Source organism: Veillonella atypica KON (assembly GCF_002959915.1).
Classification (GTDB): domain Bacteria; phylum Bacillota; class Negativicutes; order Veillonellales; family Veillonellaceae; genus Veillonella; species Veillonella atypica.
On sequence record NZ_PPDE01000008.1, the window covers coordinates 609,607 to 625,803 of the forward strand.

General features: G+C 35.9%; 15 protein-coding genes and 1 other annotated feature. Of the genes, 2 read left to right on the top strand and 13 right to left on the bottom strand.

The window, feature by feature from the left end; all coding sequences use genetic code 11:
• Positions 1-6: 6 nt before the first annotated feature.
• The 4 genes from hxsB to VAHSUH02_RS06830 are packed head-to-tail and all read right to left on the bottom strand — an operon-like array spanning position 7 to position 2,991.
• Positions 7-1,443 carry a His-Xaa-Ser system radical SAM maturase HxsB gene (hxsB, locus tag VAHSUH02_RS06815; RefSeq protein ID WP_005382690.1) on the bottom strand — a complete coding sequence of 479 codons (1,437 nt, stop codon included), beginning with the start codon at positions 1,441-1,443 and terminating at the stop codon, positions 7-9.
• On the bottom strand, positions 1,443-1,772 hold the full coding sequence (locus VAHSUH02_RS06820) for a hypothetical protein (RefSeq protein WP_005382688.1): 330 nt from the start codon (positions 1,770-1,772) through the stop codon (positions 1,443-1,445). Before VAHSUH02_RS06820 ends, hxsB begins: the two co-directional genes overlap by 1 nt.
• 1 nt (position 1,773) lies before the next feature.
• Entirely contained in the window at positions 1,774-2,508 is a 735-nt protein-coding gene (locus VAHSUH02_RS06825; RefSeq protein ID WP_105112051.1) for a peptidoglycan-binding domain-containing protein, read from the bottom strand.
• A 33-nt stretch (positions 2,509-2,541) separates the two neighbouring features.
• Complete coding sequence (locus VAHSUH02_RS06830; protein ID WP_005382684.1) at positions 2,542-2,991, bottom strand: DUF4236 domain-containing protein; 450 nt, start codon at positions 2,989-2,991, stop codon at positions 2,542-2,544.
• A gap of 236 nt (positions 2,992-3,227) precedes the next feature.
• On the opposite strand from VAHSUH02_RS06830, the gene VAHSUH02_RS06835 reads away from it, so the two are divergent.
• The gene (locus VAHSUH02_RS06835; protein WP_005382682.1) at positions 3,228-5,207 is read left to right on the top strand and encodes a DUF2075 domain-containing protein; all 1,980 of its coding nucleotides are present in this window, start codon (positions 3,228-3,230) and stop codon (positions 5,205-5,207) included.
• A 185-nt stretch (positions 5,208-5,392) separates the two neighbouring features.
• On the opposite strand, the gene VAHSUH02_RS06840 is transcribed toward VAHSUH02_RS06835, so the two are convergent.
• The 7 genes from VAHSUH02_RS06840 to infC form a co-directional block, all read right to left on the bottom strand.
• Complete coding sequence (locus VAHSUH02_RS06840; RefSeq protein WP_005382681.1) at positions 5,393-5,767, bottom strand: hypothetical protein; 375 nt, start codon at positions 5,765-5,767, stop codon at positions 5,393-5,395.
• Between the two features lie 66 nt (positions 5,768-5,833).
• Positions 5,834-7,171 (bottom strand): hypothetical protein, encoded by a 1,338-nt coding sequence (locus VAHSUH02_RS06845; protein ID WP_038148649.1) that lies wholly within the window; start codon positions 7,169-7,171, stop codon positions 5,834-5,836.
• A gap of 798 nt (positions 7,172-7,969) precedes the next feature.
• The gene (locus VAHSUH02_RS06855) at positions 7,970-8,515 is read right to left on the bottom strand and encodes a hypothetical protein (protein WP_038148647.1); all 546 of its coding nucleotides are present in this window, start codon (positions 8,513-8,515) and stop codon (positions 7,970-7,972) included.
• A 16-nt stretch (positions 8,516-8,531) separates the two neighbouring features.
• Positions 8,532-9,173: a polysaccharide deacetylase family protein gene (locus tag VAHSUH02_RS06860; RefSeq protein ID WP_005382673.1), complete on the bottom strand. Its 642-nt coding sequence runs from the start codon at positions 9,171-9,173 to the stop codon at positions 8,532-8,534.
• A 170-nt stretch (positions 9,174-9,343) separates the two neighbouring features.
• Entirely contained in the window at positions 9,344-9,694 is a 351-nt protein-coding gene (gene rplT / locus VAHSUH02_RS06865) for a 50S ribosomal protein L20 (RefSeq protein ID WP_005376311.1), read from the bottom strand.
• A 46-nt stretch (positions 9,695-9,740) separates the two neighbouring features.
• Positions 9,741-9,938, bottom strand: a complete 198-nt coding sequence (gene rpmI / locus VAHSUH02_RS06870) for a 50S ribosomal protein L35 (protein ID WP_005376016.1) — start codon at positions 9,936-9,938, stop codon at positions 9,741-9,743.
• A 21-nt stretch (positions 9,939-9,959) separates the two neighbouring features.
• Positions 9,960-10,514: a translation initiation factor IF-3 gene (gene infC, locus VAHSUH02_RS06875; RefSeq protein ID WP_005376236.1), complete on the bottom strand. Its 555-nt coding sequence runs from the start codon at positions 10,512-10,514 to the stop codon at positions 9,960-9,962.
• 416 nt (positions 10,515-10,930) lie between these two features.
• Between infC and VAHSUH02_RS06880 the strand changes: the two genes are divergently transcribed.
• Entirely contained in the window at positions 10,931-12,424 is a 1,494-nt protein-coding gene (locus VAHSUH02_RS06880) for a DASS family sodium-coupled anion symporter (RefSeq protein WP_005382671.1), read from the top strand.
• A 288-nt stretch (positions 12,425-12,712) separates the two neighbouring features.
• Here VAHSUH02_RS06880 and VAHSUH02_RS06885 read toward each other — a convergent pair whose 3' ends face one another.
• A complete protein-coding gene (locus tag VAHSUH02_RS06885) occupies positions 12,713-13,234 on the bottom strand; it encodes a winged helix DNA-binding protein (RefSeq protein ID WP_005380696.1) in 522 nt (173 codons plus the stop codon).
• 227 nt (positions 13,235-13,461) lie between these two features.
• A complete protein-coding gene (thrS, locus tag VAHSUH02_RS06890) occupies positions 13,462-15,372 on the bottom strand; it encodes a threonine--tRNA ligase (protein WP_038148645.1) in 1,911 nt (636 codons plus the stop codon).
• 74 nt (positions 15,373-15,446) lie between these two features.
• Positions 15,447-15,677: a binding site (T-box leader), on the bottom strand.
• Positions 15,678-16,197 lie beyond the last annotated feature (520 nt).

The window sequence follows — 16,197 nt, forward strand, 5'->3', positions numbered from 1 at the left end:
TCAACCTCAATAATTAATCCATGACCAAAAGACTTTATCGATTCTATCATCATTTAAACTTAATAAGTAAAAAATATAGTCTAAAGCCCCTTTAGTTTTTTGACAAAAACTACTACTTGGTCGATGCCCTTCAAGAGTCCCATTTTCAGCATAATACCGTACGGGATCTGCTCCACAATACAGTTGATATGCACAAGTCGCACATTCAGGTAAGCATTCAACACAGGATGCTTTAACAACCTCTTTAGCAAGATTTCCCTTGAATAACTCATTCCAGGTATTAGCTCCCACATGACCTAAACAGAATCGTTTATCCCCACGTCGTGCTAACATACGACCTTCGTCTGAGGCATAAACATAACCATTGTAATCGTAAATAATACCACTTATAATATTGCCACATGGAGATTGTAAGTCAACAAATCCAGTACTAAAAGGTGTTAAAATACGTTCTAATAATAATGCTGCATAATACTCTACGAAATAATATCCCTCTATATTTTTTTGAATAATATAATTTAAAGCATTCTTATAAACTTTAAGAAACTCTTCCGTTGAATAGCCTAGAGTGTTTACATTATCTACAGCATTACCATATGGGTTTAAAGCACGAATAAATATTCCATGAAAGTCATGTTTAATATACTCATCAACAACAAGAGGTAACCTATTTAAATTAGTCTTGCTAACAGTAAGCAATGGAGAGGCACCATCTTGACCTAAAATAGATCTGGTTAGAGCTAACTTCTCTTCAAATACCTTATATCCATCTATCGGACCTCGAGGCTTACGATTATAGTTTTGTATTTCTTGATTTCCATCAAGAGATGTAGAGATTGCAATATTATGCCTTTTACAATATTCTAAAATTTCTTTAGTAATTAAAGTTAAATTAGTACAGATGACAAATTCTAATTGTCTTTTAGCAATACGGTTTACTATCTCTGCGTACTCTACAATATCTTGAATGATAGGCCAATTTAATAGCGGTTCACCGCCTTGAAACTCTATTTTTATAATTGGAGATGGAGATTCAAAAATCTTATTTACAATAAGTTTTGCTGTAGGCCAATCTAAATCCAAATCATGTTCTTTTTCATTAGCACTACTAGCATGACAGTACCGACAATTAAAATTACATCTTGCTGTTACAACAATCATATGTAATGATGTAAAATCATCTAAATATGCTTTTCTACTCTTTAATTGATTAGCTAATACATCAAGCTGAATTTCAAGGTCGTAATCATCTGCTAAAAACTGTTTATCCTTTAAAGCAAAATAAAAATCTGAATTTCTATCAATATCCTTATTTAAAATATGATTGAAGTCATCAAGATTTATAAATAAATGTTCGCCACCTTGATTAACTAGAACCATTATTCCATTTGACAACTCTGTAAACCAAAATGGCAGATAATGTAATTCAGGAAGTACTGACACTAGTCTATCCCTCCTGCTTTATCAAATGCTTTATGATAAATAATTTCTCGAAACTTACCAAATCTATCATCTAAGTCAATTTGAACCTGTTTTTTTAGTGCTTCATTACAAAAGTCACCCAATAACTTTTCTAACTTATCTTTATCAGCCTCTAACTTTAATTTGAACCAAACACCAACAGTGTCAAAGTCAACTTCATCAATTTTAATATAACATTGGTCTGTAAACATATTCGCCGCATACATTACCGCTTTAGGCTCATAGAATTCTTTCTTTAATTCAACAAAATAAACAAAATCATTTTCTTTTCTAATAAAATAATTTGCCATACTAGACACCTAATGCTTGTTTCATTTTTAAATAAATACGACCATTTTGTGGTAACCCATGTCTAGCTTGAAAATCATAGATAGCAGCCACAACATCTTGTGTACGACCACTACCAGAAGAAAATGTATATCCATGACGTTGTAGTCCTGCACGGACAATATTAATATTAGTGCTATTCAAATATGCCTCTGTTTGCCAATCAACAATGCCTGTTGCAGGTAAACCATATTCTATTTGGAAATTTTTAATTGCCTGAACTGTATTAGGCCCCTTTTGTCCATCAACAGTTCCCACAGAATAACCTAAATCATTGAGTTGCTGTTGTATATTAGAAATGGACATAACATCAACAGGTTGAGCTGGTGCTATATATCCATAATCATTACTTCCAGAACTACTTGTACTACCACCTGAGGTATAACCAGAACCGGAATAATGTGAATAATGAGATCTGTGAGAAGAGTGTGATCTATGACTATAATGTGCCATTTCAACTATATCATTAGAGAAAATTCCATCAATGCTATCAAAAATTTGTTTGTGTGGAGCCATATTATTAGATTTAAACTTCATACCTTTGAAATTATTTAGATTAATAGCACTACTATGGTCCAAGGTATTTAAATCATCACTATACTTATCCCATGCATTAGCCGTTGTAGGCAATCCTAGTTGTGCTAATATCCAAGAACTTACAGTAACAAATGTTAACCACGCTTTTTTTGACTGTTTCATAATACCCCTCACTTTTTTAACCATGAAAATAAATTAACTTAGAATCCCATAAATAATCAATGCCATAAAAATCAATATTAGACAGCCACACCCAGTCTCTGTTTTACTAGGATTAACATCCTTTTTTGCAATCGTCTCACTAGAATTTACAGGGCTATTTAATTCTGTTTGACTATACAAAGATAAAAGATTGAAGCCACATTTAGGACAGTTTATCCATGACTTTCTCATATTATGACCACAATTAGGACAGACTTTAGTATATGGTACTCCTGCCATGTTCCCAGAATTATTATCAAACTTTTTATATGAAGTATACGATAATCCACTTCCTGGAAGTCCTATAGTGTTTCTTACACCTAACTTATTTATCGTTGTATGTACACCTCTACGCCCCAAAGTAAGACTTGTACTTTTCTTATTGAAATTAATTTTAATTCCTGGTGCGATTTTTATAGAACGGCGAAATCTAAAGAAACCCATCTAATAACACTCCAACAACACAACTTCATTGATTATTCATTATTAATTATATTATCTAATTTTCATTGTAAAAATACAATCAATAGATTATAAACATCCTTAATCAACATTAAACATCTACTAGTTAAAGAGCTATTCAGATAATTTAAATATTGAATTTAAATTCATATCAATATAGCGTAAAATAAAATTGATATATATTTATCAATCAGTAGTATCTTTTAAAGGACATTATTATGATTATTTACTCATCCAACAAACAATCCTTTATCCAAGACTTTGAACAAGGTGTCTTGGTAAAAAAGTTACATCAAACATTAACAGAAAAATATCGCCGTGTTGGCGAATCTGAAATTCATTCATGGCAAGCTTCATTATCTTATATGGCTAATGTTATGCGTGACTTTGCTATACCTGACTTAGCTGGTGTTGCCATCGAATATATTGTTCCAAACACACAAAAACGGGTTGACTTTATTATTACTGGACTAGATCAACAGGATAAAGAGCATGTAGTCATCATTGAGCTTAAACAATGGGGCGAAGCTTTCAAGGTAACAGATAAAGATAATATTGTATCAACCTACCTTGGCGGTGGAATCCGTGAAGTAACCCACCCTTCTTATCAAGCTTGGTCCTATTGTAGTCTTATTGAAAACTTCAATGAGGATGTGCAAAATCGACCTATTAAGTTACACCCATGTGCTTTTTTACATAATTTTGATGAAAGCATCTCCCCTGAGCTCCGTGATCCTATCTATAATGATATCTTAAATATCTCTCCGATGTTCACACTAGGCCAAATGGATAGCTTACGTAACTTTATCAAAACCTATATTCCAAAAGCTGATACTACAAATATCATGGAGTCCATTGAACACGGTAAGTTAAAACCATCAAAATCACTTCAAGATTCTATTTTAAATATGCTAAAAGGCAATAAAGAATTTGTTCTAATCGATGACCAAAAGGTAGAGTTTGAACAAATAAAAAAAGCAGCTTTGGAGGCTATTAAGAATAATCAGAAAACTGTATATATAGTACGTGGCGGTCCTGGCACTGGTAAAAGTGTAGTTGCCATTAACTTGTTAGCTGAATGTATCCATAAAGGCTATATGGCTCAATATATTACGGCAAATGCAGCGCCACGAAATGTATATAGTGCCATGTTACAACAAGGATATACAAAATCTGAAATAAAGGCCTTATTCCAAAGTAGTGGAACCTTTCATACACGTAAAAAGAATGAGCTTCAAATCGCAATAGTAGATGAAGCACATAGGTTGCGTGAAAAATCGGGAATGTTCCAAAACCAAGGTGAAGATCAAATCAAAGAAATTATCAATGCCTCTGTTTTTAGCGTATTTTTTATCGACAGAAATCAACGTGTTACCTTTAGTGATGCCGGTACAATCGATAAAATACGATACTTTGGTAAAAAACAAAACGCTTTAATCTATGAAGGCGCATTAGAATCTCAATTTCGTTGTAATGGTTCAGATGGGTATTTAGCTTGGCTTGATAATGCTCTACAAATAGCAGAAACTGCAAACTATGATGGATTTGAAGGTGATTATGACTTCAAAATTTTTGATAATCCTCATGATATGTATAACGCTATAAAAACTAAAAATAACATAAATAACAAATCTCGTATCTTAGCTGGTTATTGTTGGGATTGGCCAAAAGAAGGTCGAACTACATCATTAATTAAAGATATTCAAATACCAGAGTACAATTTCGGAATTAGTTGGAACCTAGGTAACTCTGATACATATGCTATTGACCCTGATTCTATTAATGAAGCAGGATGTATTCATACTACTCAAGGTCTCGAATTTGAATATGTCGGTGTAATCATTGGTGATGATTTACGTTATGAAGATGGTAAACTTATTGTAGACATTAACAAACGTGCAAAAACAGATCAATCTATAAAAGGTATCAAGAAACTTTTAAAAGAAAATCCTACTGAAGCACATCGTATTGCCAATGAAATTGTGAAAAATACATATCGTACATTAATGACACGAGGTCAAAAAGGTTGTTATATCTACTGTACAAATAAAGGATTGTCGGATTATTTTAAATTAATATACAACCATCAATTAAGTTATACCTACGAGCAATCAACATTATCTAAATCAGATCAATTAGTAGCAGATATACCTAGCTCTGATATTGATATAACAGAGATAAATCCTCATAAAATTTAATATATCAAAAAATGAGCCAGTATCACACTTCAATCAGAGTAATACTGGCCCATTTTTAAATTGGTTTAAATATTCAATTACCAAACAATATAAAGTATCAAATTATATAAAGAAAGCACCATATTATACAAGCAAAATACCTCTATATGATGTGGTATTAATTTGCCTTGAAAGATACCGCATAACTATATATTAAAGGTAATACTACTTTTAGGATTCTTCAGTTTCGGAAAGCCATATATCTCCAACGCATGTAAAATCTTTTGAATAGTCTCTTTGATATTATCTTTAGACACAGGTATAGAACTTACGATATATATGATTCCCTCAGCTTTTGCAGGATAAATACTTACAACACAATCATGACTATGTATGATGCGAAGCAGATATACATCATAGGTAGACTCAACATAAAAATCAAACTCCTGATTTTCATGTATTACATCAGGCATGTCGTGTACTGGTGCTACAGTACAATCAGATATCTGAAAAGAATCTGTATCAAAATGTACTCTACAATTATGTTTTCGTTTCATTCGTTCAAGTCGTTCATCTATCATGTTTTATCACATCACCAATTAATCGCTCTTAATCACGTTTCTACTTGTCGACAAATTGTCGACAACTCACTTCGTATTCTTAATATCAACCGTCGCCATATCTTTTGGCATCTTAGCCCCAAGCCCACTTTGGAATGTGTTATAGTAGTCCTTATTATTATTAGTGTCTACATATTGCACAATATCTCGCAAGTCTTTTTCGACCAAAGAACTAGTATTATAGGTCATAATAAAGTGATTGTATACGTATTGTTTATCATGGGATATTAACATATATATCGTTGTTTTAGGGCGCTTAATTTGCATATATACGGATGGCATAGCATCATTCCATACGGTAGCAAATTGGATTGGTTGGTGCATCGAATACTTGTCAGTTAGGATAATACTGCGTACGGCTTTTGGGAAAATCTTCTCTGGATGTTGTATATCTTCAGCCTCAACTGGCATCACCATGATACCTTCTCTATACTGATCGCTATCGTATACATACATGTACGAATCATTCTTATCTTCCCGTATCATTTTACTTGTTTTTAGCGTTAAGAATGTAAAATCATTAATTCTTAATGCTTTGCTTTTTGAAAGTATATCCTTCGCTGGTTCAATGGATGGTAATACATAATTTACCAACGGGGACATTATTATGTCTTTAGCCTTATCAACACCTTGTGCTTTTAACACACTAAACTGTTTTCTAGGCATAAAATTATAACCCACATGATACGAAATCGTCGGTGTATTCTTCATCGTAAAATTAAGGCTTCCCACCATTGGTGCATCCTTAGCATACGTGACATCCCATGTCGCTTTTTCAACCGTAGGATACGTAAATTTACCAGCATATAATGAATGGTCATCACCGCGAAATACACCAGCTGTTTTCTCTGCGATAGCTTTCATATCATCAACAGTCAATTTGCTATAAGGAATCTTACTATCCTCCCAATTATTGCCTGCTGGTTGATGCCGTAATTCATAAGCCATCATACCGTTGGGGCTCATAATCATTGCATTTCTGAAAGCAGGTGTACTATCTGCAATTTTCTCAGTATTCCCATATCGACTCGAGTAAGGCACAGTGAATTTTACATTGGCTCCATCCTCTTTCAATATAAATACGGAAGAAGAAAAGTCCAATGCATGGTTCAACTCACGATTAGAGTAAATGATGTCATTTAAATCAAATTCGCCATTACCTACCACTTGTTTGGGCATATATGTTTTTATATCCTTTTCAACATCCCGTTCCATCTGTTGCGCATCCGCATCAGTCTTGCGATAATTCTGATACGCATCCTTTGATACAGTTGGATCTGCGCCAGGTATATTAATATCAATTGCATGACCACCCAATGTAACAAAACTTAAACAGAGCGTAGCCATCAATACACGTTTCATCATACAAACTCTTCCTTTCATATAAATTCTCTCAAATAGTATATATGTATAGAATATCATATTTCGTTTGACTTATAGTAGTATAATATAAGTATAAAGACTAGGAGGTGATTACTATGAAATTTACTAAACGTATACTCATCATGACTGCTTTAGCCGTGACTGCTGTAGTGTCCACAGGATTTGCTTATGATTATGTATGCAATAATTCTCAGTACAATTGCAATACTAACACACAATACAACTGCAATAACAATGCTAACTATGCACCATGCAACAATAACAACCAAAACTATTGCGGTTCAAACTCTAATACTAGAGGATGTGGCGGATATAGAAGATAATATATTAAACATGACAGAAGCCTATAGTACGATTTTCGTACTATAGGCTTTTATCATCTATAAGTATTCATACCTCTATAGCATATTAACATAAACAAGGTTAAATAAGTGTCGACAAATTGTCGACACTTATTTATACTGAACCTAGAGTCATCAACGTGAGTTAGGCTCATCACCGAAAGGTGGTGATGCTATGAACAATTATGAAAAAGTAATGCTCATCATTGCTATATTGTCTCTAGCAGTATCCATTCTTACTTTTATTTTAAAATAGAGTAAGAAAAACGCCTAACGTATAAAAGCATTCGCAGTGCTTACACGTTAGGCGCATTCTAAATTTGCAATTTTGTAGATGGGCCTAACGCTAGCTACACGTTGATGGCTCTCTTTATATTTATAATATAACATACTTTACGTTATATAGCAAAAATACAAAATTCAAATTATCTTAAATTTATCAACGTATAACTAGTCCCGCTATCCCCCACATCACGGCCATAACGCCAAATATAAATCCCCATATACTAAGGAATAAATGGACCATAGAATAATGTGGATAGACTCTAATAGAATACGTACTATAATTATCATCACTACTAATTAGGTATCGACGAATCGTACCAAATATCTTTGCTATCCGACTAGGCTTATCGTTAAATAATAGCTGGTACGTCCCCGGATTAGCATAAAATGTATAGAGCTCGAGTCGTACGTCGATTACTTTAGTTACACTAACGGGTATCAAGTTAGCTCTTAATGGGACTTCCTTTTCCGTTTCACAGTTAATAAGCTGTAGTCCAAACAGCCCTAACGGAGCTTTTTTAAACCGATTACCATTAAGCCATATACCATAGCGACCAGCTGTTTGTATAGTAAATATCCCTTTGTCTGTTCTATAAGGCATATCATGTATGGCCGTTACCGTATACACTTTCACAGTATGCTTAATGCTCAGTACGAGTAACAACAGTCCTAGGGGAATCATCAGTCCGAAAACAAACAATATAACGCCACCTTTATTACGAGTTCATGCGGTTAAAGTATTCTATCGCACTCGGATTAAACCCAATATAGGTTGTACCATACGAAAATGGTCCAAGTTGATAAGGTTGATATACTAAATCGATATTCCCCTTACCACGTAAGCAATAATTATCTGATGCATAGGTTACACGCCAACCACGAGGAAGATCAACCTTCTTATGAGCTTCATTGTAGAAAGATAATACTCCAGAGAGAACACCAACCTGTAGTTGATCCGCATTAGCAATTTTTATATAGTTGTACAATGGAACACGTTGCCCAGTTATCTTATCATATACAAGCCCTTTTGTTTTGTACATACCATGAACGGCACCAGCATTATAGTAATAAGTAGTCAAAAGAATAGATACGACCTGACTATCCTCATAAGTAACCTTATAGCTTTGGGCAACTTGATACACATGTTTATTATAATACATATCTTTTGCTTGAAGTACATAGTTTGCGATATCTGTATTAATCGCTTGTTGAGCATAAGCAGAATCAGTATATACCAAAGGATATTTTAAATCTAAATTGGCATCTGATTGACTACCAGTTACAACCTTTGCATATCCTGGTATGGCTAACATAGCACCTACAGCCCCTAAAACTAAAGCTTTCTTTAATACGTTCATACTAATCCCTCCTCTATCTAAGATTTGTTAACGAAATATCTATACTGAGTATTTCGCCATGAACTAGTAAATCTCCTTTTTATTGTTTCTGTACCATCGTACTAGAGGAGGCTTTCACCATACAAAAAAGGACCCTCCAAAGAGAGTCCTTAATTTGTTATGATATGCTATTAAGCGTTTTTAGCTACTTCAACAAGTTTAGCGAATGCTGCTGCATCGTTAACTGCCAAGTCAGCCAACATTTTACGGTTAACTTCAACGCCTGCTTTAGTCAAACCAGCGATGAAACGGCTGTAAGTTGTGCCATTGATGCGAGCTGCTGCGTTGATACGAGCAATCCACAATTGACGGAATTCGCGTTTTTTCGCACGACGGTCACGACGAGCGTAGTACAACGCTTTCATTACTGTTTCGTTAGCTTTTTTGAACAAACGAGAACGAGTACCGCGGTAACCTTTAGCTAATTTCAAAATCTTTTTATGACGTGCATGAGCTGTAACGCCCTTTTTCACTCTTGCCATTGTATATTCCTCCTAAATTACGATATATCAATCTAATAGTTAGCGATTAAGCGTATGGTAAGCATTTAACTACGCGTTTGTAGTCAGATTTAGCAACCAATGTAGCTTTACGTAAATTACGTTTACGAGCTGGAGATTTTTTCTCAAGAATGTGGCTTTTGAAAGCTTTTGCACGCTTGAATTCACCAGTACCAGTTACTGCGAAACGTTTAGCCGCTGCGCGACGAGTTTTAATTTTTGGCATAATTATAATCCTCCCAATATCCTATTTACTTACTAAAATCATGGTCATATTACGACCTTCTAATTTAGCTGCTTTTTCAATAGACGCCGTTTCTTTGAGTTCTTCAGCGAAACGTGTCAACACTGCCATGCCAAGTTCAGGGTGAGAAAGTTCACGACCGCGGAACATGATGGTTACTTTTACTTTGTTACCTTCACCCAAGAATTTGGATGCGTTTTTCATTTTTACGTAAAAGTCATGGTCTTCAATATGTGGACGTAACTTAACTTCTTTTAAAGTTACGATTTTTTGTTTCTTCTTCGCTTCTTTCTCGCGTTTTTGTTGTTCATAACGATATTTACCGTAGTTCATAATGCGAGCTACTGGTGGTTTAGCGTTAGGTGCAATTTCCACAAGATCAAGATGCTTTTCTTCAGCCAATGCCAACGCCTCACGGCCAGACATAATACCGATTTGTTCGTTTTCAGGACCTACGACACGAAGTTCACGAGCACGAATCTCTTCATTAATGCGTGGTGTATCCTTGCTAATAGCTTTCACCTCCAAGAGAATAAAAAAACGGATGGCATACACCATCCGAATAGAGTTCTCTATATGTAACCTCATACTTCATGGTATTAGGTGAGTGGCGGATGGCCTCTGCTTCATAAATTACTTAATTATAATAACAAATTGGCTGGTGAAAGTCAACAAAAAATATTGAGCTTTTAACAATGAATTTGTTATTACAACTCTTATAGTATAACAGACATTATAAGTTCTGTATATAGGTATACTTACTGACACCGCTCTCTCTTTATGTATACAATATTCTTATAAATTATACAACTAATTCTATAGAAAATACGATACAATAATATTTATAGAATAGTCTAGCTTATATAGTGTACTTTATAGAATAGTATACTTTATAGGATAGTCTAGTTTATATAGTTTACCTTATTTATTATTATACAGTAATAGGTATTACACAAATTGAAAGGAGTTTTATTATGAGTGTAACAACTACTGCCCCTCCACAAAAAGCACGTACAACTGCTCAAAATATTGGACTTATTTTATCCTTCATGGTTTTAGCTGGCATTTTATTATTACCTACACCGGACACATTATCTACAGGTGGTCATCGTATAATTGGTGTACTCGCTTTTGCCATCATCTTGTGGATGACATCAGCTGTTTCCTATCCAGTAAGTGCTACCATGATTACAGCACTTACCGCTCTACTATTAGGGTTCTCACCGAATCCCGAAGCACCTGCTAAGGCGATGGGCACAGCCAATGCCTTAAAGCTGATCATTTCTGGTTATTCTTCACCAGCCATGATTCTTGTAGGTGCTGCTATGTTTATCTCTGTAGCTATGCGTAAAACGGGTCTTGACCGACGAATCGCCATGCTCGTTTTATCTAGCGTCGGCACCAAGGTAAGTCGCATTTATCTCGGCGTTATCATTACGGGCCTCATCCTAGCCTTCTTTGTACCAAGTGCAACGGCTCGTATTGCCTGCCTCGCTCCGATTATCATCGGTATCGTTGAGAACTTAGGTATTGAACGTAAAAGCCGCGTTGCGGCCCTTCTCATGGTGGGCGCTGTACAGGCTGATACATTCTGGAACATCATGATTCAAACGGCGGCCGCCCAAAACCTTGTGGCCGTAGGATTTATGCAAACACAGATGAATACATCTGTTAGCTGGATTGACTGGCTCACAGCTGCTGCTCCATTTTCCATCATCATGGTAATTATTGCCTACTTCTTAACACAGGCATTAATTAAACCAGAGTTCAAAGAACTCGTTGGCGGCGATGTACAACTCGCTAAGATGCGCCAAGAAATTGGACCTATGAGCACCGATGAAAAGAAACTCTTATGCATCTCCATCGGTTTACTTGCATTGTGGGCTACAGGTGGTAAATTACATTCCATCGATACTACAACTACTACAATCATAGCGATTGCTCTATTCTTCTTCCCTAAAATTGGTATTATGGATTGGAAATTCGCACAACCAAACATCGACTGGGGTTCCATCGTTATGTTTGGTGCTGGTATCGGTCTCGGTACAGTTTTACTTAAAACAAAAGCAGCCACATGGCTCGCTCAAGTATTCGTTAACGCATTCTCTTTAGAATCCGCTACGGTGTTCTTGTTGATTGCCATCATGGCTGCGTTCCTCATCGTAATCCATCTAGGATTTGCCTCTGCTACCGCCCTTTCATCAGCGATGATACCAATCGTTATCTCCATCGTTGTAGGTCATAATGCAGAAGGACTTAACCCTATTGGCGTAACCATGATCATGCAATATGCCATCTGCTTTGGTCTAGTATTACCAGTAAACTCACCACAAGGTATGGTGGCTTACGGTACAGACACATTCGACGTAAAAACATTCATGACAACAGGTATTCCTTTGACCATCATCGGCTATATAATGATGCTCGTATTTGCACTTACATACTGGCACTGGATAGGGATTGCCTAAAAAAGAACAGGCCTGTTTTATTTCTTGGAATCGTATATACACCTTCCTAAAATTAGTACAGGCCTGTTCTATTTCTAAAGACACGCATATACACACCTTCCCAAAATTAGTACAGGCCTGTTCTTTTTCTAGAGGCGCATATACACACCTTCCTCAAATTAGTACAGGCCTGTTCTTTTTCTAGAGGCGCACATACACATCTTCCTCAAATTAGTACAGGCCTGTTCTATTTCTAGAGATGCACATATACATCTTCCCCAAATTAGTACAGGCCTGTTCTATTTATTTTTATTGGATATAATCCGAATCAATAAAGTTAGCTATAGGTTTCTTTGCCATTCTATTATGTATATGAATTAATAGTCTTGTTGTTTGTTCTCGTTGTTCTTTAGGTATTTGAGAAAATAAGGCCCCCATCACCTTATTATGCGTTGATGATATGCGTTCGTAGGTACGAATTCCTTTCTTTGTTAGCATAACATCCCGAGATCGTTGGTCGCTCCAATGTTTTACAGTGGTAACTAAACCTTTTTTCTCAAGATTTTTTATAACCCACCCCACATGACTAAGGTGTTTGTTATTTAACAAGGCTTTGATTTCCGTATAATTTACTACATGCCTAGTTTTATATACATGTTTAATAATAGAAAATTCTTCACGTGTTACATTGCCAGCATCATAGATTTTAGATTCTTTATCATAGAAATCTTTATAAACCAAGTCAATCATCCCCCATAATTGACGATGAGCGAGCGTAAGATTTTTATTCTTTTTACGTTGCAAAATTGAAGCTAAACTTGACTTCTCCACACAAGGTCACCACCTAATCATAATAAGATGTTCATTATAATTTCTCCCGCTACCATAATAAAAGAAAAATCCCCTTATATATGAACTGCTACTATTAGATTATAAAATCTAAAGATAACTGTCCAGTATATAAGAGGATTTTTTATACTAAATTATTATTGACCAAATATCGTTAAATCCATCAAAAAATGATAGATAAATAATCAGATATATCAACAATTATATAATTAGTTGCGTTCTTTAATTTCAATTTTAATGGAATTGAAGAATTCGTCAAATGGAACTGTACCCAATTCGTCGCCACCGTGTTTACGTACGTTAACAGAATTGTCTTCCATTTCTTTATCGCCAACAACGAGCATGTAAGGAACTTTTTCCATTTGTGCTTGGCGAATTTTGTAACCAATTTTTTCGTTGCGATCGTCTACTTCTACGCGAACGTAGTCATGGCGCATTTGTTTTGCCAATTGGTTAGCGTATTCCACGTGTTTTTCGGAGATAGGTAATATTTTCACTTGAACAGGTGCCATCCAAGTTGGGAATGCACCAGCATAGTGTTCAGTCAAGATACCGATGAAACGTTCCATGGAACCGAAGCATGCACGGTGAATCATGATAGTACGATGTTTTTGACCATCTTCACCGATATATTCTACGTTGAAGCGTTCAGGCAAGTTCATATCCAATTGGATAGTACCACATTGCCATGTACGGCCCAAGGAATCTTCGATATGATAATCGAGTTTAGGACCATAGAACGCGCCGTCGCCAGGGTTGATAACATAATCAATGCCTTTTGCTTCGATAGCGTTACGCAATGCTTCTGTAGCTGCTTCCCAAATTGCATCATCACCCATTGCATTGTCTGGTTTAGTAGACAATTCAACATGATATTTCAAACCAAATTGGCTATAGATACGGTCGAACAATTCGATAACTTTCATCAATTCGGATTGCATTTGTTCAGGCAACATAAATACGTGCGCATCGTCTTGTGTGAAAGCACGAACGCGGAACAAGCCGTGTAGTGCGCCGGACAATTCATGACGGTGAACTAGGCCAAGTTCTGCATAACGAAGTGGCAAGTCACGGTAGGAATGCATTTCGTTTTGGTAAACTAAGATACCGCCTGGGCAGTTCATAGGTTTAATTGCATATTCTTCGTCATCAATGATTGTAGTATACATATTTTCACGGTAATGATCCCAGTGACCAGATGTTTCCCACAAATGTTTATTCAAGATGATTGGTGTGCGGATTTCATCATATTCGAAATCATGATGTACTTCGCGCCAGAAGTTTTCCAATTCGTTGCGAAGAGCCATGCCTTTTGGCAAGAAGAATGGGAAGCCAGGACCTTCTTCTTTGATAACGAACAAACCAAGTTCTTTACCGAGTTTACGGTGGTCGCGTTTAGCCGCTTCTTCAAGCATGTGAAGGTATGCATCTAGTTCTTCTTTCTTTTCAAATACTGTACCGTAGATACGTTGCAACATTTTGTTCTTTTCATCGCCACGCCAGTATGCACCTGCAATGCTTTGTAATTTGAAAGCTTTCACCTTACCAGTAGATGCTACATGAGGGCCTGCACAAAGGTCAACAAAATCGCCTTGTGCATAGCAAGAAATCACAGCATCTTCAGGAAGGTCTTCGATCAATTCTACCTTGTAATCTTCGTTTTTAGATTTGAAGAACTCGATAGCTTCTTGACGAGACATTACAGATTTAGTAATAGGCAAGTTTTCTTTCACAATACGGCTCATTTCCTTTTCGATTTTAGTCAAATCTTCAGGAGTCAAAGTATGTTCCATATCGATATCATAGTAGAAACCTTTATCGATAGCAGGACCGATAGCCAATTTTGCTTCTGGCCATAAGCGTTTAACTGCTTGTGCCATAACATGAGAAGCTGTGTGACGTAATGTGTGTTTACCACCATCTTCTTCGAATGTTAAAAACGCTACTTCAGAACCATCTACGAGTTCTTCGCGAAGGTCTGTTAATTCTCCATTTACATTAGCTGCTAACACTTTTTTAGCCAAACTATTAGACAATTTTTTTACTGCTTCCCCAAGAGTAGTGCCAGCAGCGTATTCCTTTGCACTACCATCAGGTAAAATGATTTTTACATCTGCCATTTTAATTTCCTCCAATTTATTATCTAGGATAGACTGGATTTTTGTAATAAAAAAAGACCCCCTATCCCTACAAAACAAGGGACGAAGATCATTCGCGGTTCCACCCTAGTTAATTCACCGCATCACAAGGATACAGTTCATTCACTTCATTAAGCCCGATAACGGTGGCTGCCGTATTTGCCTACTTTAAGTTCGACAAATCAGTTTAAAGGGGGTAACTCAAATATATGTGTAAGGCATTTCCAGCATCTGCCTCTCTCTGGTACACAGGGATATGAGAATCATGTCCTTTGCATCACTTTTACTAAGATATCTTATCATAGGTACTAAAAAATTTCAACTATATAAGTACCTCCTAAAAAATAGAACAGGCCTGTTCTATTTCTAAAGATACGCATACACATCTTCTAAAAATTAGTACAGGCCTGTTCTATTTCTAGAGGCACGCATACACATCTTCCTAAAATTAGTACAGGCCTGTTCTATTCCTAAAGGCACGCATACACATCTCTCTAAAAATTAGTACAGGCCTGTTCTATTCCTAAAAGTACGCATACACATCTCTCTAAAATTAGTACAGGCCTGTTCTATTCCTAAAGATACGCATACACATCTTCCTAAAATTAGTACAGGCCTGTTCTATTTCTAAAGATACGCATACACATCTCTCTAAAAATTAGAACAGGCCTGTTCTATTCTTAAAACACGCTCTATTAACATATCCCTCAAATTAGTACAGGCCTGTTCTATTCCTAAAGGCACGCATACACATCTCTCTAAAATTAGTACAGGCCTGTTCTATTTCTAAAGATACGCATACACATC

Coding starts and splice junctions, on each gene's coding strand:
- VAHSUH02_RS06820 (WP_005382688.1), bottom strand. CDS start 1,772: ATGGCAAATTATTTTATTAGAAAAGAAAATGATTTTGTTTATTTTGTT.
- VAHSUH02_RS06825 (WP_105112051.1), bottom strand. CDS start 2,508: ATGAAACAGTCAAAAAAAGCGTGGTTAACATTTGTTACTGTAAGTTCT.
- VAHSUH02_RS06830 (WP_005382684.1), bottom strand. CDS start 2,991: ATGGGTTTCTTTAGATTTCGCCGTTCTATAAAAATCGCACCAGGAATT.
- VAHSUH02_RS06835 (WP_005382682.1), top strand. CDS start 3,228: ATGATTATTTACTCATCCAACAAACAATCCTTTATCCAAGACTTTGAA.
- VAHSUH02_RS06840 (WP_005382681.1), bottom strand. CDS start 5,767: ATGATAGATGAACGACTTGAACGAATGAAACGAAAACATAATTGTAGA.
- VAHSUH02_RS06845 (WP_038148649.1), bottom strand. CDS start 7,171: ATGATGAAACGTGTATTGATGGCTACGCTCTGTTTAAGTTTTGTTACA.
- VAHSUH02_RS06860 (WP_005382673.1), bottom strand. CDS start 9,173: ATGAACGTATTAAAGAAAGCTTTAGTTTTAGGGGCTGTAGGTGCTATG.
- rplT (WP_005376311.1), bottom strand. CDS start 9,694: ATGGCAAGAGTGAAAAAGGGCGTTACAGCTCATGCACGTCATAAAAAG.
- rpmI (WP_005376016.1), bottom strand. CDS start 9,938: ATGCCAAAAATTAAAACTCGTCGCGCAGCGGCTAAACGTTTCGCAGTA.
- infC (WP_005376236.1), bottom strand. CDS start 10,514: ATGGTGTATGCCATCCGTTTTTTTATTCTCTTGGAGGTGAAAGCTATT.
- VAHSUH02_RS06880 (WP_005382671.1), top strand. CDS start 10,931: ATGAGTGTAACAACTACTGCCCCTCCACAAAAAGCACGTACAACTGCT.
- thrS (WP_038148645.1), bottom strand. CDS start 15,372: ATGGCAGATGTAAAAATCATTTTACCTGATGGTAGTGCAAAGGAATAC.